The sequence below is a fragment of the Streptomyces sp. NPDC127100 genome, from assembly GCF_042724095.1.
GTDB lineage: Bacteria > Actinomycetota > Actinomycetes > Streptomycetales > Streptomycetaceae > Streptomyces.
Window position 1 is genome coordinate 396,875 of record NZ_JBHXFL010000002.1, and the last position, 23,307, is coordinate 420,181.

20 protein-coding genes and 2 tRNA genes are annotated in these 23,307 nt (G+C 70.6%); 17 read left to right on the plus strand and 5 right to left on the minus strand.

Annotation, left to right across the window (positions count from 1 at the left end; genetic code table 11):
* Positions 1–115: 115 nt before the first annotated feature.
* Positions 116–1,543, minus strand: a complete 1,428-nt coding sequence (locus tag ACFWJB_RS04585) for an amino acid permease (protein ID WP_385472804.1) — start codon at positions 1,541–1,543, stop codon at positions 116–118.
* A gap of 206 nt (positions 1,544–1,749) precedes the next feature.
* Here ACFWJB_RS04585 and ACFWJB_RS04590 point away from each other — a divergent pair, with 206 nt between their 5' ends.
* Both ACFWJB_RS04590 and ACFWJB_RS04595 read left to right on the plus strand, forming a co-directional pair.
* Positions 1,750–2,235, plus strand: a complete 486-nt coding sequence (locus ACFWJB_RS04590; protein ID WP_386920232.1) for a ribose-5-phosphate isomerase — start codon at positions 1,750–1,752, stop codon at positions 2,233–2,235.
* Positions 2,236–2,366: 131 nt separating this feature from the next.
* Positions 2,367–3,191 (plus strand): Fpg/Nei family DNA glycosylase, encoded by an 825-nt coding sequence (locus tag ACFWJB_RS04595; RefSeq protein ID WP_386920234.1) that lies wholly within the window; start codon positions 2,367–2,369, stop codon positions 3,189–3,191.
* Positions 3,192–3,216: 25 nt separating this feature from the next.
* On the opposite strand, the gene ACFWJB_RS04600 is transcribed toward ACFWJB_RS04595, so the two are convergent.
* Positions 3,217–4,503 carry a GNAT family N-acetyltransferase gene (locus ACFWJB_RS04600; RefSeq protein ID WP_386920236.1) on the minus strand — a complete coding sequence of 429 codons (1,287 nt, stop codon included), beginning with the start codon at positions 4,501–4,503 and terminating at the stop codon, positions 3,217–3,219.
* A gap of 163 nt (positions 4,504–4,666) precedes the next feature.
* Here ACFWJB_RS04600 and ACFWJB_RS04605 point away from each other — a divergent pair, with 163 nt between their 5' ends.
* Both ACFWJB_RS04605 and ACFWJB_RS04610 read left to right on the plus strand, forming a co-directional pair.
* Entirely contained in the window at positions 4,667–5,854 is a 1,188-nt protein-coding gene (locus ACFWJB_RS04605) for a PP2C family protein-serine/threonine phosphatase (protein ID WP_386920238.1), read from the plus strand.
* 13 nt (positions 5,855–5,867) lie between these two features.
* Entirely contained in the window at positions 5,868–6,386 is a 519-nt protein-coding gene (locus ACFWJB_RS04610) for an HD domain-containing protein (protein WP_385472790.1), read from the plus strand.
* A gap of 12 nt (positions 6,387–6,398) precedes the next feature.
* On the opposite strand, the gene ACFWJB_RS04615 is transcribed toward ACFWJB_RS04610, so the two are convergent.
* Complete coding sequence (locus tag ACFWJB_RS04615) at positions 6,399–7,529, minus strand: acyltransferase family protein (RefSeq protein ID WP_386920240.1); 1,131 nt, start codon at positions 7,527–7,529, stop codon at positions 6,399–6,401.
* A gap of 564 nt (positions 7,530–8,093) precedes the next feature.
* Here ACFWJB_RS04615 and ACFWJB_RS04620 point away from each other — a divergent pair.
* Complete coding sequence (locus ACFWJB_RS04620) at positions 8,094–8,288, plus strand: hypothetical protein (protein WP_123999966.1); 195 nt, start codon at positions 8,094–8,096, stop codon at positions 8,286–8,288.
* Between the two features lie 78 nt (positions 8,289–8,366).
* On the opposite strand, the gene ACFWJB_RS04625 is transcribed toward ACFWJB_RS04620, so the two are convergent.
* Positions 8,367–8,437: transfer RNA gene (locus ACFWJB_RS04625), tRNA-Gly, on the minus strand.
* Between the two features lie 175 nt (positions 8,438–8,612).
* Here ACFWJB_RS04625 and ACFWJB_RS04630 point away from each other — a divergent pair.
* The 5 genes from ACFWJB_RS04630 to clpX all read left to right on the plus strand — a co-directional run bounded on the left by ACFWJB_RS04630 (position 8,613) and on the right by clpX (position 13,461).
* Positions 8,613–8,689: transfer RNA gene (locus ACFWJB_RS04630), tRNA-Pro, on the plus strand.
* Between the two features lie 228 nt (positions 8,690–8,917).
* Positions 8,918–10,312 carry a trigger factor gene (tig, locus tag ACFWJB_RS04635; protein WP_385473295.1) on the plus strand — a complete coding sequence of 465 codons (1,395 nt, stop codon included), beginning with the start codon at positions 8,918–8,920 and terminating at the stop codon, positions 10,310–10,312.
* A 333-nt stretch (positions 10,313–10,645) separates the two neighbouring features.
* Entirely contained in the window at positions 10,646–11,251 is a 606-nt protein-coding gene (locus ACFWJB_RS04640) for an ATP-dependent Clp protease proteolytic subunit (RefSeq protein ID WP_030399935.1), read from the plus strand.
* Positions 11,252–11,301: 50 nt separating this feature from the next.
* Positions 11,302–11,982: an ATP-dependent Clp protease proteolytic subunit gene (locus ACFWJB_RS04645; RefSeq protein ID WP_385473292.1), complete on the plus strand. Its 681-nt coding sequence runs from the start codon at positions 11,302–11,304 to the stop codon at positions 11,980–11,982.
* 192 nt (positions 11,983–12,174) lie between these two features.
* Positions 12,175–13,461: an ATP-dependent Clp protease ATP-binding subunit ClpX gene (gene clpX / locus ACFWJB_RS04650; protein WP_161162849.1), complete on the plus strand. Its 1,287-nt coding sequence runs from the start codon at positions 12,175–12,177 to the stop codon at positions 13,459–13,461.
* A gap of 71 nt (positions 13,462–13,532) precedes the next feature.
* On the opposite strand, the gene ACFWJB_RS04655 is transcribed toward clpX, so the two are convergent.
* Entirely contained in the window at positions 13,533–14,501 is a 969-nt protein-coding gene (locus ACFWJB_RS04655) for a hypothetical protein (protein WP_385469699.1), read from the minus strand.
* A 136-nt stretch (positions 14,502–14,637) separates the two neighbouring features.
* Between ACFWJB_RS04655 and ACFWJB_RS04660 the strand changes: the two genes are divergently transcribed.
* The 7 genes from ACFWJB_RS04660 to mreD all read left to right on the plus strand — a co-directional run bounded on the left by ACFWJB_RS04660 (position 14,638) and on the right by mreD (position 23,226).
* Positions 14,638–17,289: a valine--tRNA ligase gene (locus ACFWJB_RS04660; protein WP_385469697.1), complete on the plus strand. Its 2,652-nt coding sequence runs from the start codon at positions 14,638–14,640 to the stop codon at positions 17,287–17,289.
* 390 nt (positions 17,290–17,679) lie between these two features.
* Complete coding sequence (locus tag ACFWJB_RS04665) at positions 17,680–19,194, plus strand: bifunctional folylpolyglutamate synthase/dihydrofolate synthase (RefSeq protein WP_385469695.1); 1,515 nt, start codon at positions 17,680–17,682, stop codon at positions 19,192–19,194.
* Between the two features lie 5 nt (positions 19,195–19,199).
* Positions 19,200–19,556 (plus strand): DUF4233 domain-containing protein, encoded by a 357-nt coding sequence (locus tag ACFWJB_RS04670; protein ID WP_385469693.1) that lies wholly within the window; start codon positions 19,200–19,202, stop codon positions 19,554–19,556.
* Between the two features lie 76 nt (positions 19,557–19,632).
* A complete protein-coding gene (gene ndk, locus ACFWJB_RS04675; RefSeq protein ID WP_385469691.1) occupies positions 19,633–20,046 on the plus strand; it encodes a nucleoside-diphosphate kinase in 414 nt (137 codons plus the stop codon).
* 317 nt (positions 20,047–20,363) lie between these two features.
* On the plus strand, positions 20,364–21,383 hold the full coding sequence (locus ACFWJB_RS04680) for a rod shape-determining protein (protein WP_030381728.1): 1,020 nt from the start codon (positions 20,364–20,366) through the stop codon (positions 21,381–21,383).
* A gap of 198 nt (positions 21,384–21,581) precedes the next feature.
* Positions 21,582–22,544 (plus strand): rod shape-determining protein MreC, encoded by a 963-nt coding sequence (gene mreC, locus ACFWJB_RS04685; protein WP_386920246.1) that lies wholly within the window; start codon positions 21,582–21,584, stop codon positions 22,542–22,544.
* 13 nt (positions 22,545–22,557) lie between these two features.
* Positions 22,558–23,226: a rod shape-determining protein MreD gene (mreD, locus tag ACFWJB_RS04690; RefSeq protein ID WP_385469687.1), complete on the plus strand. Its 669-nt coding sequence runs from the start codon at positions 22,558–22,560 to the stop codon at positions 23,224–23,226.
* The last annotated feature ends 81 nt before the right edge of the window (positions 23,227–23,307 follow it).

Consider the following 23,307-nt stretch of genomic DNA (forward strand, 5'->3'; position numbering starts at 1 on the left):
GGGGTTGGGGGCCGGGCGGGGGGGGCCCCCGTCGCGCCACCCCGCCCCGGGGGGCGCGGGGGCGCTGGCCCCCCCGCCGAGCCTCTTCGTCGTTCCGGCCGTCCGGCGGGGCCCGTCAGCTCCGGCGGGCGACGAGCCGCTGCTTCACGACGGCGATGACGACCACGATCGCCGCGACGAGCAGCGTCAGCAGCACCGTCGTGCGCCCGTCGTGCTCGGTGTCGGTCAGCATGTAGCCCAGCACGAAGACGATCACCGCGGCGGTCACCCAGGTCAGGTACGGGTACAGCCACATCCGCACCACCAGCTTCTCCGGCGCCTCGGCCTGGATGATCCTCCGCAGCCGCAGCTGCGAGAAGCAGATCACCAGCCAGACGAAGAGGGCCACGGCGCCCGAGGAGTTGAGCAGGAAGAGGAAGACCGTGTCGGGGAACTTGTAGTTGAAGAAGACCGCGACGAAGCCGAAGACGACGGACGAGAGGATCGCCGTCTGCGGCACCCCGCGCCGGGTGGTGCGGGCGAAGGCCTTGGGCGCGTCCCCGCGCTGGCCGAGCGAGAAGGCCATGCGGGAGGCCGTGTACAGCCCGGAGTTGAGACAGGACAGCACCGACGTCAGCACGATGAAGTTCATGACCTGGCCGGCGTTCGGGATGCCGAGGGAGTCCAGGGCGGCGACGTAGGAGCCCAGGTCGACGATCGACTGGGAGTCCCACGGCAGCAGGGTCACGACGACGAAGATGGACCCGAGGTAGAAGACGGCGATGCGCCAGATGATGCTGTTCGTCGCCTTGGTCACGGCCCGCTGCGGGTCCTCGGACTCACCGGCGGCCAGCGTGGGGATCTCGCTGCCCATGAAGGAGAAGACGACGAGCAGCACGCCGGTGAGGACGGCGCCGGGGCCGTTCGGCAGGAAGCCGCCGTGCGCGGTGAGGTTGGACAGCCCCGCCTGGTCGCTGTCGACCCCCGGCAGGACGCCGAAGACGGCCAGCCCGCCGACGACGATGAACGCGGCGATCGCGACGACCTTGATCCCGGCGAACCAGAACTCGAACTCGCCGTAGGAACCGACCGAGGCGAGGTTGGTGGCGGTCAGCACCAGCATCACGATGAGGGCCCAGCCCCACTGGGGCACGGCCGGTATCCATCCCTCGAGGATCTTGGCCCCGGCGGTCGCCTCCACGGCGAGCACGACGACCCAGAAGAACCAGTAGAGCCAGCCGATCGAGAAACCGGCCCAGGGGCCGAGCGCCCGGTCGGCGTGCGCGGAGAAGGAGCCGGACGTCGGATTGGCCGCGGACATCTCGCCGAGCATGCGCATCACGAACACCACGAGGGTGCCGACGAGGGCGTACGACAGCAGAATGCCGGGTCCGGCGGTGGCGATGCCGGAACTGGATCCGACGAACAGCCCGGCCCCGATGACACCGCCAATGGCGATCATCGAAAGGTGGCGGTTCTTGAGTCCGGCCTGGAGCCCGGGCCCGGGTTCTCCGGGGTCTCCGGGGCCGTTCCCGGCCTTTGTCAGAGTCGGCTGCGAAGTCATGGGGTGTTTTTCCTTTGCGCCGGTCGAGCATTCACCCGTACGAGCGGTGTACGAGCCGGACCAGTGAAACGGAGGTGCACAAATTCGGGAACCTTTGATTCCGGATCGTTACTTGAGCTCCACCTGAAGTTCCTTGGTTCCGTGCTCCCTTTTCACAGCCGACACCCGACGCTGCTTCCCCGTGGCCCGCGTGTCACACTCGACCCATGCGCGTGTATCTCGGCTCCGACCATGCGGGCTACGAACTCAAGAACCACCTCGTCGAGTGGCTCAAGACGGCGGGCCACGAGCCCGTCGACTGCGGCCCGCACATCTACGACGCCCAGGACGACTACCCGCCCTTCTGCCTCCGCGCCGCCGAGCGGACGGCCGCGGACCCCGACGCCCTCGGCATCGTGATCGGCGGCTCCGGCAACGGCGAGCAGATCGCGGCGAACAAGGTCGCGGGCGTCCGTGCGGCGCTGGCCTGGAGCGAGGAGACCGCGTCCCTCGGCCGCCAGCACAACAACGCCAACGTCGTGGCCGTCGGCGCCCGCATGCACACGCAGGAGGAGGCGACGAAGTTCGTCGAGACCTTCCTCGCCACGCCCTTCTCCGGTGACGAGCGCCACATCCGCCGCATCGACATGCTCACGTCCTACGAGACGTCGGGCGACCTCCCGCCCGTCCCGTCGCACCACCCGCAGCAGTAACCACGACGCCGGAGCCGCCTTCCCCCGGTGAGTGAGCCCGGGGGAGGGACGCTCGGCGTTCCCCGGGGCGAGTCCCGCTTCCCGGCCGGCCCAGCCGGGCGGGTGGGCGCGAAGCACGAAAGGAAACCCCCGTGCCGGAAGGGCACACGATCCACCGGCTGGCCCAGGACTACGCCGCCGCCTTCGCCGGCACGGCGGTGCGCGTCACCAGCCCCCAGGGCAAGTTCTCCGACGCCGCCGCCCTCCTCACCGGCACCGGACCCACCCGCACCGAGGCACACGGCAAGCACCTCTTCCTCGGCTTCGGCGCCGAGCGGACCGACTGGGTCCACATCCACCTCGGCCTCTTCGGCAAGGTCGCCTTCGGCGCGACCCCCGCGCCCCCGCCCACGGACACCGTCCGCCTCCGCCTGGTCAACGACACCGCGTACGCCGACCTCCGCGGCCCCACCACCTGCGCCCTGATCACGGACCCCGAGAAGCGGGCGATACACGACCGCCTCGGCCCCGACCCGCTGCGTCCCGCGGGCGACGGCAACGACCCCCGCACCGCCTACGCCCGGATCTCCCGCAGCCGCACCACCATCGCCGCCCTGCTCATGGACCAGAAGGTCGTCGCCGGCGTCGGCAACGTCTACCGCGCCGAGGTCCTCTTCCGGCACGGCATCGACCCGTACCGCCCCGGCCGGGACATCACCCCCGCCGAGTGGGACACGATCTGGCGCGACCTCGTCGGGCTCATGCGCGAGGGCGTCCGCGACAACCGCATCGACACCGTCCGCCCCGAGCACACCCCCGAGGCCATGGGCCGCCCGCCCCGCGTCGACGACCACGGCGGCGAGGTCTACGTCTACCGCCGGACCGGCGGGCCCTGCCATCTGTGCGGCGACGCGATCCGCACCGCGGACCTCGCCGCCCGCAACCTCTTCTGGTGCCCGACCTGCCAGCGGACCTGACCGCCGCCCGCCGGGCCCCCGCCCGTCAGAAACCGTGCGGCAGCCAGGGCGCCACGTCCGACCCGAACCCCACGGACGCCTCCGCCAGCGCACCGGACCGCAGTTCCCGCGCCCGCCCGGCCGCGCCCAGCGAGGCCAGCGACACACCCCCGAGGTAGGCCGCCCCCAACTCCCGTACGGACAGGGCGACGTCCGCCGCGTCGGACGTGCGCTCGCAGGACGCCCCCTTCGCGTCCCCCGACAGCCGCCAACGGCCCTCGTTCCAGGGGCAGAAGGCGTCCTCGACCTCGAACACGACGTCCACCGGCGCCTGGTAGGTACGCGCCGACAGCGCGGCCCCCACGTCCACCAGCCGCACGTACAGGGCGTCCCGCAACTGCGGCCGGCACCGCCGGATGTCCGACACCTGGTACTGCCACGCCTCGTCGACCGGCCGCCCGCGCACGGTCAGCCTCGTCGTCAGGTCCACGTCGAACAGGAAGCGCCACAACGCCGCCCGCGTGACCGGATCCAGCCCGGCCAGGTCCTCCAGGACCACCGTGCCGTTGTGCCCCGTGGGCCCCCAGTCCGGCCGCACCCGGAACCGCGCGTACCCCGTGACCTCCCCGTCCCGCCGGGCGACCACGCACTGCAGGGGCGACGCGCCGTCCCGCCCGCTCTCCGGGTCCAGCAGCCCCAGCCGCTCCCACCCGGGCCGCCGGGCCAGCATCCCCGGCCGCCCGGGCACCAGCCGCGCGTACACCGCCTCGCACAGGTCGAGGACGTCCGCGGGCGCGGCGTACCGCAGCCGTACGCCGTCCGTCCCCTCCGGCACCGACAGACGGACCCGGTCCGTCTCGATCTCGGCGTTCACCTGGAAGGTCGCGGCACCGTAGCCGAACCGGCCGTAGATCGCCGGTTCCGAGGCCGTCAGCACGGCCAGCGGCTCGCCCCAGGACCGTACGTCGTCCAGCTGCCGCCGCATCAGCGACGTCAGCACGCCCCGGCGCCGGTGCGTGGCCGCGACGCCGACCATGGTGATCCCCGCGGCGGACACCCGCGCGCCGCCGGGCACGGTCATCCGGAACGCGAAGGCGCCCGCCGTCCCGACGCACTCGTCGCCGTCCCAGACCCCCAGGGAGCGGTCGTACTGCGTCAGCTCCCGGTACAGCGCCAGCTCCTCGGCCGGCTCCGGTACGCCGCCGAAGGCACGGATCAGCGTCCCGTACCACGTGTCCCATTCGTCCGGCCGCAGCGTGCGCGGGCCGCTCACGGGGCCGGAGCCGCCGAGGTCGCCACTGCCGCCGGTCCGGCCGATTCCGTCATTGCCCATGGGCCCATGCCTACCAGGACCCCTGGGGTCGAGCGAGGGAATTTCCGCCAGGTTGCGGCGCGACGGCCGTTCGTGAAGTTCACTGTGAAGTCCGGCCCCGGACGGGGGACAAGTGGGACCTCCCGTGCCAAGCGACCGGTCCGATGGATAGGGTCCCGAACTAATGGCAGCAGGACGACAGCGGCGCGCGGAAGCCGAGACGTTCACGGCCCGGTTGAACAAGCAGTGGCACCGGGCCCGCGTCGGCATGCGCCGGTCCGCCGTCGACTACTTCCGCGGCGACGGCTCGGACTGGATCGCGCTCGCCGGGCTGCTGCTGATGATCCCCGTCATCGCGGCCACCACCATGGTGAACTCCGTGTGGTGCGCACCGGCCGCCCTGGTGCTGCCGATCGTCGCCGGCGGCCTGCTGCTGCGCCCGGCCAGCCTGCTGGGCCTGTACGCGGCGGCGGCCACCGCCCTGATCGTGGAGTCGGTGCAGCTGGGCCCCTACACCGAGGGCCCCTCCAGGGTCACCCCCGGCGTCGTCCTGGTCGTGGCGGCCTGCGGCTTCTTCGGCCTCCTGATCGCCCAGTTCCGCAGCCGGGTCGGGGTGCCCTGGCGGCGCGGCGGCACCATGCTCTTCGACCTGCGCGAACGCATCCGCGTGCAGAGCAAGCTGCCCCAGCTGCCGCAGGGCTGGCACCGGGAGATGGCGCTGCGCCCGGCCGGCGGCCAGTCCTTCTCGGGCGACTTCGTGGTCGCGGCCCGCACGAACGGCGGCCGGACCCTGGAGGTCGTCCTCACCGACGTGTCCGGCAAGGGCATGGACGCGGGCTCCCGCGCCCTGCTGCTGTCGGGCGCCTTCGGCGGACTGCTGGGCAGCCTGCCCCCGCACGCCTTCCTGCCGGCCGCCAACGGCTACCTGCTCCGCCAGGACTGGGACGAGGGCTTCGCCACCTCCATCCACCTCGTCCTGGACCTCGACTCCGGCGACTACGAGCTGTACTCCGCCGGGCACCCGCCGGGTCTCCAGCTCAGCGCCGGCGCCGGCCGCTGGGAGGAGAAGTCCGCCGACGGGCCGCTGCTGGGCGTGTACGACGGCGCCCAGTTCGACCCGGTGAAGGGCTCGCTGCGCCCCGGAGACGTGTTGATGCTGTTCACGGACGGTCTGGTGGAGACCTCGGACCGGGACATCGCCGAGGGCATCGACCGCCTCACCGGCGAGGCCGACCGCTATGTCGCCGGCGGTTTCCACGGCGCCGCCTGGCACCTGATCGAGGCGGTGGCCAAGGACGTCAACGACGACCGCGCGCTCCTGCTGATCTGCCGGGAGGGCCCGACGGCCCAGTCGCCGGCCGCGTCCGACTGACACACTGGGTCGCGTGTCCGCCACCCCGCCCCCCGCTTCCGAGCCCGCCCGGCCGCTCTCCCTGGCCGACGTCGAGGCACTCGCCCGCGGCGCCCACGCCGGACAGACCGACAAGGCCGGGCGCCCGTACGCCGAACACCTGCGGGCCGTCGCCGAGGGCGTCCGGCGGCGCGGCGGCGACGACGAGCAGATCGCCGCGGCCTGGCTGCACGACGCCGTCGAGGACGACGCGCTGCCGGAGCACCGGCTCCGCGAGGCCGCGCTGAGCCCCCGCACCAGGGACATCGTGCTCGCGGTCACCAAACGGGCCGGGGAACCGCCCGAGGCGTACGCCGCGCGGATCCTCGCCACCCCCGGTGCGCTGCTGGTCAAGGAGGCGGACCTGGCGCACAACGCGGACCCGGCGCGGCTGGCGGTCCTCGACGCGGCGACCCGGACGCGGCTGACCGGGAAGTACGCGCGGATGCGCGCGCTCCTCGGCCTGCTGGGCGGACCGGAGCCGGTCCAGGACCGGCCGGCCGCGGACGCCTGAGCCGCCGGACGGCTAGACCGGGACCTTCTCGCGCCTCTCGCTCGTCTCCGCGCGGTCACCGCGACCGGGCACCGGCACCGTGGCCTGCCGCCTGAACGCCCACTCCATGCTCGGCTCCATCACGCACCGGAAGGCGCGCCGTACGGGCCGGGTGCACAGCAGGGTGACGGCGGCCGCGGCCAGGACGGTCACGGCGATCTCGCCGAGCGGCCGGTGCAGCGCGGGCCGGTCGAACAGGCCGGTGTAGTAGCCGGACTTGATCAGGAAGCCGTGCAGCAGGTAGCCGTACAGCGTGCCCGTGCCCAGCGCCGTGAACCAGGTGCGCCGGCCCGGCACCCAGGAGAAGAAGCAGGCCGTCAGCAGCACCGAGCAGCCGAAGAGGGCGAGCACCATGACCGGGCCGGTCCACCACGGGGCGCCCATCTCCTGGGCGGCGGAGTTGCGGTACACCCAGCCCAGGTCCATGTGCGGCGACGCCCACCAGCCGACGAGCAGCGCGGCCGCGAACACCGGTACCGACGCGATCCGCACCGAGCGGCGCCGCACCAGCCGGAAGTGCTCGGGCCTCAGGCACAGGCCCAGCACGAAACAGGGCAGGAACTGCAGCAGCCGCTGCATGTCCAGGTCGTCACCGACCTCCGGCGCCGCCGAGGCGAGCATGGCGATGCCCAGCGCTACGGGCAGCGGGTGGCGGAGCGTCCGCCACAGCGGGGTGGTCAGGCGCCAGACGAACAGCGCGCACAGGAACCACGTCAGGTACCAGGGGTCCAGCAGGCTGATCGCGTGCTGCGGGTCGTCACCGGCGAAGCGCTGGAGGAGCGCGTAGGCGGTCTCGAAGACGACGTACGGCACGGCGACGCCGGTGATCAGCCGTCTCACCCGGTCGGGGCGCATGTCGAAGCCGCGGGAGAAGTACCCGGAGATGATCACGAACGCCGGCATGTGGAAGACGTAGACCACCGTGTACAGCGTCTCCAGGACCCGGCTGTCGTCGTTGAGCGGGTCCCAGGAGTGGCCCATGGCCACCAGCACGATCGCCAGGTACTTGGCGTTGTCGAAGAACGCGTCGCGTCGCGCGCCGGACGGGGCCGCACCCGTCGTCGACCTCGCTGCGTTTGGTGGGGACGAGGCAGCGTTGAACATTTGAGGCACCCTAGCGTCGCGCGAGTGATCTCGTAAAACCCCGTACGCCCTTCCCGTATTCGGCCCCATGAAGCCCTTCGCGACTACCCCGAATTCCGCGGGAGTCGACCTGGCAATTGCGTGACGGGTCCCACAGCTACCGGTGCCACCGGACGTCACGGAGCGCCCAGGAGGCCCGCCTTGTCATGACTCTTCGGTACGAAAGGGGGCGAGGATCGGCCGACGGGCTCCCCTGGAATGCGTCCACCCGCGCGGAGCCGGCGCGCGTGCGCGACACCCGGATGTGTCCGCGTCGCCAATTCGGCATACCCGCGGACGTGTTGTGCGGGCAGTGAAACGAAACGACCCGAATTCCCCGTGCGAGTGTCGTGTCGAATTCCTGTACGGAATGTGCCCTCGGGGCGTGCCCGCGCGCGCGGGGGAGCACGGCCGGCCGGATCGCCGGCGGACGATGCGTCACCTTCCGCATGACGGGGCCCGGTTGGTGGCACGATGGTTCTGCGGGGTGCGCGGAACGCGGCACCGTGCGCCGGGAGAGCGGACCGACCGAGGGTGTGATCAGTTGTGGCCATTTCACTGTCAGTGGTGCTGCTGTTGGCGATCATCCTGGTGGTGCTGCTGCGAGGAGGCTCCATCAAGGCGGGCCCGGCGATCGTCGCGGTCCTCTTCGGCTTCTTCCTCGCCTCGACGGGCATGGCCGACGACATCCAGCGGTTCCTGAACTCGATAGCGGAGACGATCAACTCCATCCAGTTCTAGGGCGCACCCCGGCGCGCCCCCGGCGCACAAAGGCCTCCGGCCCGGCCCCTCGGGGGGACCGGGCCGGAGGCCTCTCGGAGCGGGCGACGGGAATCGAACCCGCGTAGCCAGTTTGGAAGACTGGGGCTCTACCATTGAGCTACGCCCGCGCAGTGCGCACCGCAGGTCGGCGACCGCGGCACTGGAGGCATCGTAGCGGGTCGTGCCCCCTCCCCGCACACCCCTTCCCGTCCGCACCGGGCGTGCGCCCCTCCGCGGGAAACCGCGTGGAAAAGACGACGGCCCCCGGCGGCCGGGGGCATGTACCCTACGTGTCGCACCAGACGGGGTGTGGCGCAGCTTGGTAGCGCGTCCGCTTTGGGAGCGGAAGGCCGTGGGTTCAAATCCCGCCACCCCGACCATCCACCGGCCGGTCACCCGCGATCATCACGGCGGGCCGTCGGAGGACCATCCGCGGATCACCGGTGGCGATCGGGAGTGATCGCCTTTTGGGCCGTGTAGTCGCTGCCGTTACTATGCAAGCTGCACGCCCGTGTGTCTCAGAGTCTGAAGTCTCCGGGCGGCGAACATCCGCCGGACGCTCTCCGCGCCGGCAGAACCCAAGAAGTCAGCCACAAGGAGACCGAACCGTGAAGAGCGCCGTGGAGACCCTGAACCCGACCCGGGTTCGGCTCACTGTCGAGGTGCCCTTCGAGGAGCTCAAGGACAGCCTCGACGCGGCGTACAAGAAGATCAACCAGCAGGTCACGGTGAAGGGCTTCCGCAAGGGCAAGATCCCGGCCCGGGTCATCGACCAGCGGTTCGGCCGCGGTGCGGTCCTGGAGGAGGCGGTCAACGACGCGCTTCCGAAGTTCTACACCGACGCGGTCAACGAGGCCGAGCTGAACCCGCTCGGCCAGCCCGAGGTCGACATCACGGAGCTGAAGGACGGCGAGACGCTGAACTTCACCGCCGAGGTCGACGTCCGCCCGGCCGTCGAGATCCCGGACTACTCCGGCATCGAGGTCGAGGTCGACGCCGTCGAGGTCAGCGACGAGGACGTCGAGAAGTCGGTCGAGCAGCTGCGCGAGCGCTTCGCCTCCACCTCCCCGGTCGAGCGGGCCGCCGAGGACGGCGACGTGGTCACCATCGACCTGCAGGCCAAGGTCGACGGCGAGGTCCTCGAGGACGGCGTCGCCGACGGCGTCTCCTACACCATCGGCTCCGGTGAGCTGCTGGACGGCATCGACGACGCCGTGAAGGGCCTGGAGGCCGGTGGCGAGGCCACCTTCACCTCCGAGCTCAAGGGCGGCTCGGCGGCCGGCAAGGAGGCCGAGGTCACCGTCAAGGTCACCCAGGTCGCCAAGCGGGAGCTGCCCGAGCTGGACGACGACTTCGCCCAGCTCGCGTCGGAGTTCGACACGCTGGAGGAGCTGCGCGCCGACAGCCGCAAGCGCCTGGCGAACATGAAGCAGTACGACCAGGCCACCCAGGCCCAGGAGCGCGTGCTGGACAAGCTGCTCGAGCTGGTCGAGGTCCCGGTCCCCGAGAAGCTCCTCGAGGACGAGATCAACACCCGTAAGCACAACCTCGAGCACCACCAGCTCGGCCAGATGGGCCTGACCCTCGACAAGTACCTGGAGCTCCAGGGCAAGACCGCCGAGGAGTTCGACACCGAGACCCGCGAGGCCGCGGTCAAGGGCATCAAGACCCAGTTCGTTCTCGACGAGCTGGTCAAGCAGGAGAAGCTCAACGTCAGCCAGGAGGAGCTCACCGAGCACCTCATGCGGCGCGCGGCCTCCTCCGGCATGTCCCCCGACCAGTTCGCCCAGGCCGTCGTCGAGCAGGGCCAGGTCCCGCTCCTCGTCGGCGAGGTCGCCCGCGGCAAGGCCCTGGCCGCCGTGGTCGAGAAGGCCACGGTCAAGGACACCAACGGCGAGATCGTCGACCTGGACGACGAGGAGGAGGAGACGGAGGCCGCCGAGGCCGCCGCCGAACCCGCCGAGTCCGCCGACGACAAGGCCGAGGAGAAGACCGAGGGCTGATCCGCCCACGGCACCTGTACGCCGTAACGACGGGCCCCGAGACGCATGTGCTTCTCGGGGCCCGTCGCGGTTGCGCCACGGGGCACGACCGGCCCCGTACGGCCCAGGGACGGCGGCGAGCGCACGGCACGACGGCGGGGCCCCGGCCGCGCCCGCGGAGCTCTACGCCCCCGGCGAACACCCGCAGAACCGGGATGGCGCCGCAGGCCCCCCGCGTTAGGGTCCATGAATACGAGGGCAGGGGAGTCTCCGAATCGGCTTCCAGCCCCGCAGGGAAACGTGAGACGGCCCGGCGCCGTCGTAAGACGAGCAGGTGGATACGTGACGAATCTGATGCCCTCAGCCGCCGGCGAGCCCTCCATCGGTGGTGGCCTCGGCGACCAGGTCTACAACCGACTGCTCGGCGAGCGGATCATCTTCCTCGGGCAGCCCGTGGACGACGACATTGCCAACAAGATCACCGCGCAGCTGCTGCTCCTTGCCTCCGACCCGGACAAGGACATCTTCCTCTACATCAACAGCCCCGGCGGCTCGATCACGGCCGGCATGGCGATCTACGACACCATGCAGTACATCAAGAACGACGTGGTGACGATCGCCATGGGCCTCGCGGCCTCGATGGGACAGTTCCTGCTCAGCGCGGGCACGCCCGGCAAGCGCTTCGCCCTGCCGAACGCCGAGATCCTGATCCACCAGCCGTCGGCCGGCCTGGCCGGCTCCGCGTCGGACATCAAGATCCACGCCGAGCGGCTGCTGCACACCAAGAAGCGCATGGCCGAGCTCACCTCCCAGCACACCGGCCAGACGGTCGAGCAGATCACCCGCGACTCGGACCGCGACCGCTGGTTCGACGCCTTCGAGGCCAAGGAGTACGGCCTCATCGACGACGTCATCGCGACGGCCGCCGGCATGCCGGGCGGCGGCGGCACGGGCGCCTGAGCCGCGTCCCGCCCCGAGCCGACCGCCTCAGCCTCTTCCCAGGAGACACTGTGAACGACTTCCCCGGCAGCGGCCTGTACGACCGCTCGCGCGCCGAGTACACCGGCCCGTCCGCCGAGTCCCGCTACGTCATCCCGCGCTTCGTCGAGCGCACCTCGCAGGGCGTGCGCGAGTACGACCCGTACGCGAAGCTCTTCGAGGAGCGCGTGATCTTCCTCGGCGTGCAGATCGACGACGCCTCCGCCAATGACGTCATGGCCCAGCTGCTGTGCCTGGAGTCGATGGACCCGGACCGCGACATCTCGGTGTACATCAACAGCCCCGGCGGCTCCTTCACGGCGCTCACGGCGATCTACGACACGATGCAGTACGTCAAGCCGGACATCCAGACGGTCTGCATGGGCCAGGCGGCCTCCGCCGCGGCCGTGCTGCTGGCCGCCGGCACGCCCGGCAAGCGCATGGCGCTGCCGAACGCCCGCGTCCTGATCCACCAGCCGTACAGCGAGACGGGCCGCGGTCAGGTCTCCGACCTGGAGATCGCCGCCAACGAGATCCTGCGGATGCGCGCGCAGCTGGAGGAGATGCTGGCCAAGCACTCCACCACGCCGGTGGAGAAGATCCGCGAGGACATCGAGCGCGACAAGATCCTCACGGCCGAGGACGCGCTGAGCTACGGCCTGATCGACCAGATCATCACCACCCGGAAGATGGACAACTCCTCCCTGCGCTAGGCACGGAGGCTGTAACGTCTGCCGCCCCTTGGCACGGTTTGGCGCGGTTCACGTCAAAGCGAACCGTGCCAAGGGGGGCCCGGACGGGGGGCCCGGCAAGGTACCGTCGGACATAAGGCAGCACCAGGAGTCAGCCGGCCGTCGACGTCACGTCGACGGCTGGGAGTCTCCCAGGCGAAGGGGAAGCACACCGTGGCACGCATCGGTGACGGCGGCGATCTGCTCAAGTGCTCGTTCTGCGGGAAGAGCCAGAAGCAGGTCAAGAAGCTCATCGCAGGGCCCGGTGTGTACATCTGCGACGAGTGCATCGATCTCTGCAACGAGATCATCGAGGAAGAGCTCGCCGAGACCAGCGAGGTGCGCTGGGAGGAGCTCCCCAAGCCCCGCGAGATCTACGAGTTCCTCGAGGGGTACGTGGTGGGCCAGGAGGCGGCCAAGAAGGCCCTCTCCGTCGCGGTGTACAACCACTACAAGCGCGTCCAGGCCGGCGAGAACGGCGGCGCGCAGGGCCGCGAGGACGCCATCGAGCTGGCGAAGTCCAACATCCTCCTGCTGGGCCCCACGGGCTCCGGCAAGACCCTCCTCGCCCAGACCCTCGCCCGCATGCTGAACGTCCCGTTCGCGATCGCCGACGCCACGGCGCTCACCGAGGCGGGGTACGTCGGCGAGGACGTCGAGAACATCCTGCTGAAGCTGATCCAGGCCGCGGACTACGACGTCAAGAAGGCCGAGACCGGGATCATCTACATCGACGAGATCGACAAGGTCGCGCGGAAGAGTGAAAACCCGTCGATCACGCGCGACGTGAGCGGCGAGGGCGTCCAGCAGGCCCTGCTCAAGATCCTCGAGGGCACCACGGCCTCGGTCCCGCCGCAGGGCGGACGCAAGCACCCGCACCAGGAGTTCATCCAGATCGACACGACGAACGTGCTGTTCATCGTGGGCGGTGCCTTCGCGGGCCTGGAGAAGATCATCGAGGGCCGGGCCGGCGCCAAGGGCATCGGCTTCGGCGCGCAGATCCGCTCCAAGCGGGAGATCGAGTCCAAGGACCAGTTCGAGCAGGTCATGCCGGAGGACCTGGTGAAGTTCGGGATGATCCCGGAGTTCATCGGCCGCCTCCCGGTCATCACCTCGGTCCACAACCTCGACCGCGAGGCCCTGCTCCAGATCCTGGTCGAGCCGCGCAACGCGCTGGTGAAGCAGTACCAGCGCCTGTTCGAACTCGACGGCGTCGAGCTGGACTTCGAGCGCGAGGCCCTCGAGGCCATCGCCGACCAGGCCATCCTCCGCCAGACCGGCGCCCGCGGCCTGCGCGCCATCATGGAGGAAGTCCTCCAGGGCGTCATGTACGAGGTGCCGTCCCGCAAGGACGTGGCCCGCGTCGTCATCACGGCCGACGTGGTCCTCTCCAACGTCAACCCGACGCTCATCCCCCGCGACTCCCGCGGCCGCGGCCCGGGCGAGCAGAAGACGGCGTAGCCGTCGCCGTACGCACGCGGAAGGGGCCCGGTCGACCGACCGGGCCCCTTCCGCGTTGCCGTGCGTCCGCGTCAGGCCTTGACGCGGACCTCCTTGCGGAGCTTGGCGGTGATCTCGGCCGCCTCGGCGGCGTCGGCCTTCTTGCCCCCCGCGATGTCCAGCAGGTTCATCGGCATGACGAAGCCGAGCGTGCTGTGGTCGCCCCAGACGCAGTACGTCATGGTCATCGACTTCGGCTCGTTCGCGCCGCCGTCGGAGTTGTCGACCTTGGCGTCCTGGCACTTGATGACGGCGCCGTCGAGGGAGGAGGGCTTGTACTCCTTCGGGTCGCCGACCAGGGTGACGTCCTCGTCGTCACCGCCCGCCTGGCTCTCCTTCTTCATGTGCGCGAACATCGCGTCGATGGTCTTCTCAGGGTCGTCGATCGTGCCGTAGACGCCGGCGAAGGAGAGCATCTTCGAGGCCAGGGGGTTGTCCTCGTTGTTGGCCTCGTACCCGGCGCTGACGTCCTTGGCGTCCTTCACCCCCCACTTCGCGGCGTCCTTCATGTCGCTTTCCGTCATGGTGTTGGAGTCGCTCTCGGACTTCTTGTACTCGCCGAGCACCGTGGCCGGAGTCGTCAGCTTGTGGGGGCCGTCGTCGGCGATGTCGCCGGCGCCGCTGCCGCCGCCCCCGCCGATCACGAAGTACGCGCCCACGCCGATCGCCGCCACGACCGCGACCGCGCCGATGATCAGGCCCGTCTTCTTCTTGCCGCCGCCCGGCGCCGGGGGCTGGGGCATGCCGTAGGGCTGCTGGCCGTAGGGGGCCTGCGGCGGGACACCGCCCTGGCCGGGCTGCTGCGGGTAGCCGTAGCCCTGCTGCGGGGGAGGGGCCTGCTGCGGGTAGCCGTAGCCGGGCTGGGCCGGAGGCGTCTGCTGGGGGTAGCCGTAGCCGGGCTGGGGGGCCTGCGGCTGCTGCTGGCCGTACGGCCCCGGCTGGCCGTACGGTCCGGGCTGCTGAGGCTGCCCGCCGTACGGGCCCGGCTGGTTGTGACTCATGGCTGGGTTCCCCTCCAGATGCTTACGTGTTGCTGACATCCTGACGCAGACGTGGCGTGCGCAGGTCACCGGGGCCCCGCACCGTTACAAAGGAAAGCGTTTCGGGACACGGTCGTGACGCCCTTAAACTGAGCGCGTGACCGAGAACGCTCAGCAGCAGCCATCAGCGCCCGACACCGAACTGCCGACCCAGTACGCGCCGGCCGATGTGGAGGGGCCGCTGTACGAGCGCTGGGTAGAGCGCGGTTACTTCGAGGCGGACGCGGCGAGCGACAAGCCGCCGTTCACCGTCGTCATCCCCCCGCCGAACGTCACGGGCAGCCTCCACCTCGGGCACGCCTTCGAGCACACGCTCATCGACGCCCTCACGCGCCGCAAGCGCATGCAGGGGTTCGAGACGCTGTGGCAGCCCGGCATGGACCACGCCGGCATCGCCACGCAGAACGTCGTCGAGCGGGAGCTCGCGAAGGAGGGCAAGTCCCGGCACGACCTGGGCCGTGAGGCCTTCGTCGAGCGGGTCTGGAAGTGGAAGGGCGAGTCCGGCGGCCAGATCTCCGGACAGATGCGCCGCCTCGGCGACGGCGTCGCGTGGTCGCGCGAGCGCTTCACCATGGACGAGGGCCTCTCCCAGGCCGTCCAGACCATCTTCAAGCGGCTCTACGACGACGAGCTGATCTACCGCGCCGAGCGCATCATCAACTGGTGCCCGCGCTGTCTGACCGCGATCTCCGACATCGAGGTCAACTACCAGGACGACGACGGCGAGCTCGTCTCCATGAAGTACGGCGAGGGCGACGAGACCATCGTCGTCGCCACGACCCGCGCGGAGACGATGCTCGGTGACACGGCCGTCGCCGTCCATCCCGAGGACGAGCGCTACCAGCACCTCGTCGGCAAGCTGATCAAGCTGCCGCTGACGGACCGCTCCATCCCGGTCGTCGCCGACGAGCACGTCGACCCCGAGTTCGGCACCGGCGCCGTCAAGGTGACCCCGGCCCACGACCCGAACGACTTCGAGATCGGCCAGCGCCACGACCTGCCGTCCATCGCCGTGATGGACGAGCACGCCGTCATCACCGCGCACGGCCCCTTCCAGGGCCTGGACCGCCTCGAGGCCCGCTCCGCCATCGTCGCCGCGCTGCGCGCCGAGGGCCGGATCGTCGCCGAGAAGCGGCCCTACGTCCACTCCGTCGGCCACTGCTCGCGGTGCAGCACCACCATCGAGCCGCGCCTGTCCATGCAGTGGTGGGTCAAGGTCGGCCCGCTGGCGAAGGCGGCCGGCGACGCCGTCCGCGACGGCCGGGTCAGGATCCACCCGCAGGAGATGGAGAAGCGGTACTTCGACTGGGTCGACAACCTCCACGACTGGTGCATCTCGCGGCAGTTGTGGTGGGGCCACCGCATCCCCGTCTGGTACGGGCCGAACGGTGAGATCGTCTGCGTCGGACCGGACGACGAGGCGCCGACCGGCGAGGGCTGGCACCAGGACACCGACGTCCTCGACACCTGGTTCTCCTCCGGCCTGTGGCCCTTCTCCACCCTGGGCTGGCCCGAACAGACCGAGTCGCTCGCGAAGTTCTACCCGAACTCCGTCCTGGTCACCGGCTACGACATCCTCTTCTTCTGGGTCGCCCGGATGATGATGTTCGGCCTCTACGCGATGGACGGCACCCCGCCGTTCCACACCATCGCCCTGCACGGCATGGTTCGCGACCAGTTCGGCAAGAAGATGTCGAAGTCCTTCGGCAACGCGGTCAACCCGCTGGACTGGATGGACAAGTACGGCTCCGACGCCCTGCGCTTCACCCTGGCGCGCGGCGCCAACCCGGGCGTCGACGTGCCGATCGGCGAGGACTGGGTCCAGGGCTCGCGGAACTTCGCCAACAAGATCTGGAACGCGACGCGCTTCGCGCTGATGAACGGCGCGACGGTGGACGGCCCGCTGCCGGAGCCGGCCGCGATGTCCGCCGCCGACCGGTGGATCCTGTCCCGGCTGAACTCGGTCGTCGCCGAGGTCGACGCGTACTACGACGACTTCCAGTTCGCCAAGCTGTCCGACGCGCTGTTCCACTTCGCGTGGGACGAGGTCTTCGACTGGTACGTCGAGCTGTCCAAGACCACGTTCCAGGCAGGCGGGGAGGCCGCCGAGGTCTCCAAGCGGGTCCTCGGCGAGGTCCTGGACGTCACGCTGCGGCTGCTGCACCCGGTCGTCCCCTTCGTCACCGAGACGCTGTGGACCACCCTCACGGGCGGCGAGTCGGTCGTCGTCGCCGAGTGGCCGGGCGCTGTGCTGGTTCCTGGCGCTGACGCGCCGGGCGGCTTCCGGGACGCGGACGCCGAGCGGGAGATCGAGACGGTCCAGTCCGTGATCACCGAGGTGCGCCGGTTCCGCGCCGACCAGGGTCTGCAGCCGGGGCAGCGGGTGCCGGCCCGGCTGACGCTGGACGGTACGGCTCTCGCGCCGCACGAGGCGGCCATCAGGCAGCTGCTGCGCCTCCAGCCGGAGGGCGACTCCTTCACGGCGACGGCGACGCTGCCCGTGGCGGGGGCCGAGGTCGCGCTGGACCTGTCCGGCGTGATCGACTTCGCGGCGGAGCGGAAGCGGCTCGCGAAGGACCTGGCCGCCGCGGAGAAGGAGAAGGCGCAGGCCAACGGGAAGCTCGGCAACGAGGCGTTCCTGGCCAAGGCGCCGGACCACGTCGTGGACAAGATCCGCGGGCGGCTGGCCAAGGCGGACGAGGACATCGCCCGCATCCAGGCGCAGCTGGAGAAGCTGCCGTCGGCGTAGGTGCCGGTCGTACGCAGGTGAAGGCCCCCGGTGCCGTGTCGGCGCCGGGGGCCTTCGGCCGGGTGGGTCGCGCGGCCCGGCGCGGTCGGGGTGCCTCCCCCACTCTCGGCTTCGCTCGGGCGGGGAGACCCCCACGCCCACCCGTGCCGTTTCTGGGGGCACCTACCAGGCCGTTCAGGCCCTGGGGGAGGCAAGTCTGCCCGCAGCTACGGCGATGAGAGGCGACGGTGGGGACGGGCTGCTCGGCTGTCGATGCACGCGCCGGAGGCCTGCGTGTCCCAGGGGCGCGGGGAACTGCGCGACCGGCCACGAACGACCCGCACTCGCCGCGAGACCCGGGCCACCCCACTCCATGGGCGCCCTGTCGGTCGGCCTCCGTAGACTGTTCCCGTGAGCGACAACCCCGGCGAGAACGACCAGCCCGACCCCCTCGACTCCTTCGACGAGATCATCGACGCGGAGACCACCCGCGACCCCGACCTCGCCGTCATCGAGGCCGGCAGCCGCACCCTGCGCACCCAGGGCGGCCCCCCGCAGGCCGACATCCCCGGGCGCCCCGAGGACCCCGAGGTGGACGCGGCGCTGCGCGGCGTCGAGACGGAGCTGGCGACCCGCTGGGGCGAGACCAAGCTGGAGCCGTCCGTCGCCCGGATCGCCGCGCTGATGGACGTGCTGGGCGAGCCGCAGCGGTCGTACCCCTCCATCCACATCACCGGGACCAACGGCAAGACCTCCACCGCCCGCATGATCGAGGCGCTGCTCGGCGCCTTCGACCTGCGCACCGGGCGGTACACCTCGCCGCACGTGCAGTCGATCACCGAGCGGATCAGCCTGGACGGGGCGCCGATCTCCGCCGAGCGATTCGTCGAGACGTACGAGGACATCAAGCCGTACGTCGAGATGGTGGACGCCCAGCAGGAGTACCGGCTGTCCTTCTTCGAGGTGCTGACCGGCATGGCGTACGCCGCCTTCGCCGACGCACCCGTCGACGTGGCCGTCGTCGAGGTCGGGATGGGCGGCTCCTGGGACGCCACCAACGTCATCGACGGGGACGTCGCCGTCGTCACCCCCATCGACCTGGACCACACCGACCGGCTCGGCGAGACGCACGGGGAGATCGCGACCGAGAAGGCCGGGATCGTCAAGCGGGACGCCACCGTGATCCTCGCCCAGCAGCCGGTGGACGCGGCCCAGGTGCTGCTGAAGAAGGCCGTGGACGTGAACGCCACGGTGGCGCGCGAGGGGCTCGAGTTCGGGGTCGTGGCCCGGCAGGTCGCCGTCGGCGGACAGCTGGTGACCCTGCGCGGGCTGGGCGGCGAGTACGCCGAGGTCTACCTGCCCCTGCACGGCGCCCACCAGGCGCACAACGCGGCGGTGGCGCTGGCCGCGGTCGAGGCGTTCTTCGGCGTCGGCGCGCAGCGTCCCGAGCCGCTCGACATCGACACCGTGCGCAAGGCGTTCGCCGCCGTCGCGTCCCCCGGACGGCTGGAGGTCGTGCGGCGCTCGCCCACCGTGGTGCTGGACGCCGCGCACAATCCGGCGGGCGCCCGGGTCACGGCGGAGGCGGTCGGGGAGGCCTTCCAGTTCAGCCGGCTCATCGGTGTGGTCGGCGCGAGCGGCGACAAGAACGTGCGCGGACTGCTGGAGGCGTTCGAGCCGGTCTTCGCCGAGGTCGTCGTCACGCAGAACTCCAGCCACCGTGCCATGGACGCCGACGAGCTGGCGGCGATCGCCGTCGAGGTGTTCGGCGAGGACCGCGTCCAGGTCGAGCCGCGGCTGCCGGACGCCCTGGAGGCCGCGATCACGCTGGCCGAGGAGGAGGGCGAGTTCGCCGGCGGCGGCGTGCTGGTCACCGGTTCCGTCATCACCGTCGGCGAGGCCCGGCTGCTGCTGGGGAAGGGCTGAGAAACATGCGTACGCTCTGTGCTTCGACCCTGATCGGCGAGTTCCTCCTGATCGGCTTCGCCGGACTGGTCGCCATGAAGGACCCCGACCTGTCCATGGGCACCGTGTGGACGGTCAGCGGTGTCGCGATGTTCCTGTGCGTGGTGCTGTGCGGGCTGGTGACCCGGCCGGGCGGTGTCGCCTTCGGCTGGGCCCTGCAGGTCGCCCTGATCGCCTCCGGCTTCGTCGTGCCGACGATGTTCTTCATGGGCGCGGTCTTCGCGGCCCTGTGGTGGGCGTCGGTGCACTACGGGCGCAAGATCGACGAGGCGAAGGCCAGGTTCGCGGCCCAGGCGGACGCCCCCGCACCTGACGCTGCGTGACGGCCGCCGCGACACGCCCGGTAACCTCGGTCATCACCGCTTACAACCGCACACTCGTACATTCCAAGGAGCCCTCGTGACGCAGCGCACCCTCGTCCTCCTCAAGCCCGACGCCGTCCGTCGTGGCCTGACCGGCGAGATCATCAGCCGTATCGAACGCAAGGCCGGCTGGCAGATCACCGCGCTGGAGCTGCGCACCCTGGACACCGAGACGCTGGAGCAGCACTACGGCGAGCACAAGGGCAAGCCCTTCTACGAGCCGCTGGTCGCGTTCATGTCCTCCGGCCCGGTCGTGGCCCTGGTCGTCGAGGGCGAGCGGGTCGTCGAGGGCGTGCGCGCCCTGGCCGGCCCGACCGACCCGATCGCAGCGGCCCCGGGTTCCATCCGCGGGGACTTCGGCGTCATCGTCCGCGAGAACCTGATCCACGCCTCCGACTCCGAGGAGTCGGCCGAACGCGAGCTGAAGATCTTCTTCCCGGGCCGCGTCTGAGCCCGGTCCGGACACACCGGACGACTTTTTTTCTGACGGTACGTCAGCCGAATGGCCGCGGGCCGACCGGGGCGGTCGCGTGAAAGCGACCGCCCTGTGGCATATGCGCGCCTGTTCGGGGGAACGGATGCCACCGTTGGCCCGTCTCCACAAGCGAGGCGATACGCCATCTGCTGACAATGGCGAAGACCCTCGCGCAGTGTTCGCGAAAGCGCGTCTACGATGGAAGCCTCCACGCGCCACTGCGCCCACCTCGCCGACCTGAAAAGCCCTCAAAGGCCACCGGGAAGGCCAGTCGAATCCTGATGGGGAACTCAATGTCGTTCATCGGCCGTGACATGGCTGTCGACCTCGGGACCGCCAACACGCTGGTGTACGTCAGGGGTCGCGGGATCGTACTCAACGAGCCGTCCGTCGTCGCGATCAACACCAACACCGGTGGCATCCTGGCGGTCGGCGCCGAAGCGAAGAAGATGATCGGGCGCACGCCCGGCAACATCGTTGCCGTGCGTCCGCTGAAGGACGGCGTGATCGCCGACTTCGAGATCACCGAGCGGATGCTCCGCTACTTCATCCTGAAGATCCACAAGCGGCGTTATCTGGCTCGTCCGCGGGTCGTCGTCTGTGTGCCCTCGGGCATCACCGGCGTCGAGCGCCGCGCCGTCATCGAGGCGTCGTCCCAGGCCGGCGCCCGTCAGGTGCACATCATCGAGGAGCCCATGGCCGCGGCCATCGGCTCCGGCCTGCCGGTCCACGAGGCCACGGGCAACATGGTGGTCGACATCGGCGGCGGCACCACGGAGGTCGCGGTCATCTCGCTCGGCGGCATCGTCACCGCCCAGTCCATCCGCGTCGCGGGTGACGAGCTGGACAACGCGATCATCCAGCACGTGAAGAAGGAGTACAGCCTTCTGCTGGGTGAGCGCACGGCCGAACAGATCAAGATCACGATCGGATCGGCGTACGACCTCGACTCCGACGAGCACACCGAAATCCGCGGCCGGGACCTCGTGTCCGGACTGCCCAAGACCGTCGTCATCTCGGCCGCCGAAGTGCGCAAGGCGATCGAGGAGCCCGTCAACGCGATCGTCGACGCGGTCAAGACGACCCTCGACAAGTGTCCGCCGGAGCTGTCCGGCGACATCATGGACCGGGGCATCGTGCTGACCGGCGGCGGTGCGCTGCTGCGCGGTCTCGACGAGCGGCTGCGCCGGGAGACCGGCATGCCGATCCACATCGCCGAGGACCCGCTGGACAGCGTGGCGCTCGGCTCCGGAAAGTGCGTCGAGGAGTTCGAGGCGCTCCAGCAGGTGCTGGACGCCCAGCCCCGCAGATGACGTAACACTTCGGTTCCGCCGTACGAGACGATCTCCTCTCGTGCGGCGGATCGTTGATATAGAGACATAAGACAAAGGGACATGAGACGCCCACAGTGCCCGCACCGGACGAGACGGGCGTCCGCCTTCGATCCCTCGAATTCCTGAACACCGCAACGTAATTCCCGAATTCCGACGAGGAAGGCACGGCCGCCGCACGTGAGGGACACGAAAGAGAGCCGGCTGCTCCTGGTGCTGCTGATCGCCGTCGCGTTCGCGCTGATCACGGTGGACATCCGCGGTGGGGAGGACTCACCGGTCGACGGTGCCCGGCAGGCGGCGGCCACCGTCTTCGGTCCGATCGAGAACGGGGTGTCGTCCGCGGTCGACCCGGTCGGCAACGCGGTCTCCGCGATCCGCGACTCCGGCGACCGGCACGACCGGCTCGCCGAACTGGAGACGCAGAACGCGGCCCTCAAGGCGAAGCTCGGCAGCGACGAACGCGGCCGCAGCCGCCTCAAGCAGCTCGACAAGATGCTGGGCCTGGCCGGCGCCGGCCAGTACGGCATCAAGGGCGCCCAGGTCATCGCCATAGGAGCGGCCCAGGGCTTCTCCTGGACCGTCACCATCGACGCCGGGGCCAACGACGGCATCAAGCGCGACATGACCGTCCTCAACAGCGACGGCCTGGTCGGGCGCGTGACCACCGTCGGTCCCCACACCGCCACCGTGCTCCTCGCCAACGACCCCGACTTCACCGTCGGCACCCGCATGGAGGCCGGCGACGAGCTGGGCTTCGCCTCCGGGCAGGGCGACCGCCCGCTGCGCGTCGAGCTCCTCAACGGCAAGGCCGACGTCAAGAAGGGCGACCGCCTCGTCACCTTCGGCTCCCAGGCCGACAAGCCCTTCGTTCCCGGCGTCCCGGTCGGCACCGTCACCCGCGTCGACCCCTCCGGCGGCGACCTGACCCGCACCCTCTACGTCACGCCGTTCGCCTCCTTCACCAAGCTCGACATCGTCGGCGTCGTCGTCCAGGCCCCGGCGAAGGACCCGCGCGACACGGTGCTCCCGGCCAAGCCCCAGCCGAAACCCACGCCCACCGTGACGGTGACCGTGACGCCGTCCGCCGGGGCGCCCGACGGCCAGGCACAGTCCGAGCAGTCCGAACAGACCGAGCAGTAGGAGCTTTCGTCCCATGCGCGTCAACCGGATCCTGCTGTCCGTCTCCCTGGTCGTCGTCGCCCTGGTGATCCAGGTCAGCGTCCTCGCCCGGCTGCACCTGCCCGGCGCGGTCCCCGACCTGATGCTGCTCACCGTCCTCGGCCTCGCCCTGGTCTACGGCCACGTCGGCGGCGCCCTCGTCGGCTTCGGCGCCGGACTCCTCGCCGACCTCGCCCCGCCCGCCGACCACGCCGCCGGCCGCTACGCCCTGGTGCTGTGCGTCATCGGGTACCTCGCCGGTCTCGCCAAGCCGGACAACGGCCGGCTCAGGTCGGCCACCGGCCCGATGGTCGTGGTCGTCGTCGCCGCCGTCGGCACCACCCTGCTCTACGCCGGCGTCGGCGCCCTCGTCGGCGACACCGCCGCCCGCCATGTGGGCCTGCCCAACCTGCTGTTCACGGCGGCGCTCTACGACCTGCTGCTCGCGCCCTTCGTGGTGCCCGGCATCATGGCGCTCGCCCGCCGCGCCGAGAACGATCCGCTGGCCGACGCGGGCTCCAGCGCCCAGACCGCCGACATCTCCTCCGGCTGGCTCTCCTCGGGCACCGGACTGCGCATCGGGCAGCAGCGCGGGCTGCGCGTGAAGGCGGCGCGGGCCCGGGTGGCCCGGGCCGGACGCATCAAGGGGGTCAAGCGGCTGTGACGACGCGGCAGCACACCACGGACAGCACGCACTTCGCGAGGGGCAGGCAGTGACCGACTCCCGCCCGTCGCCCACCAACCT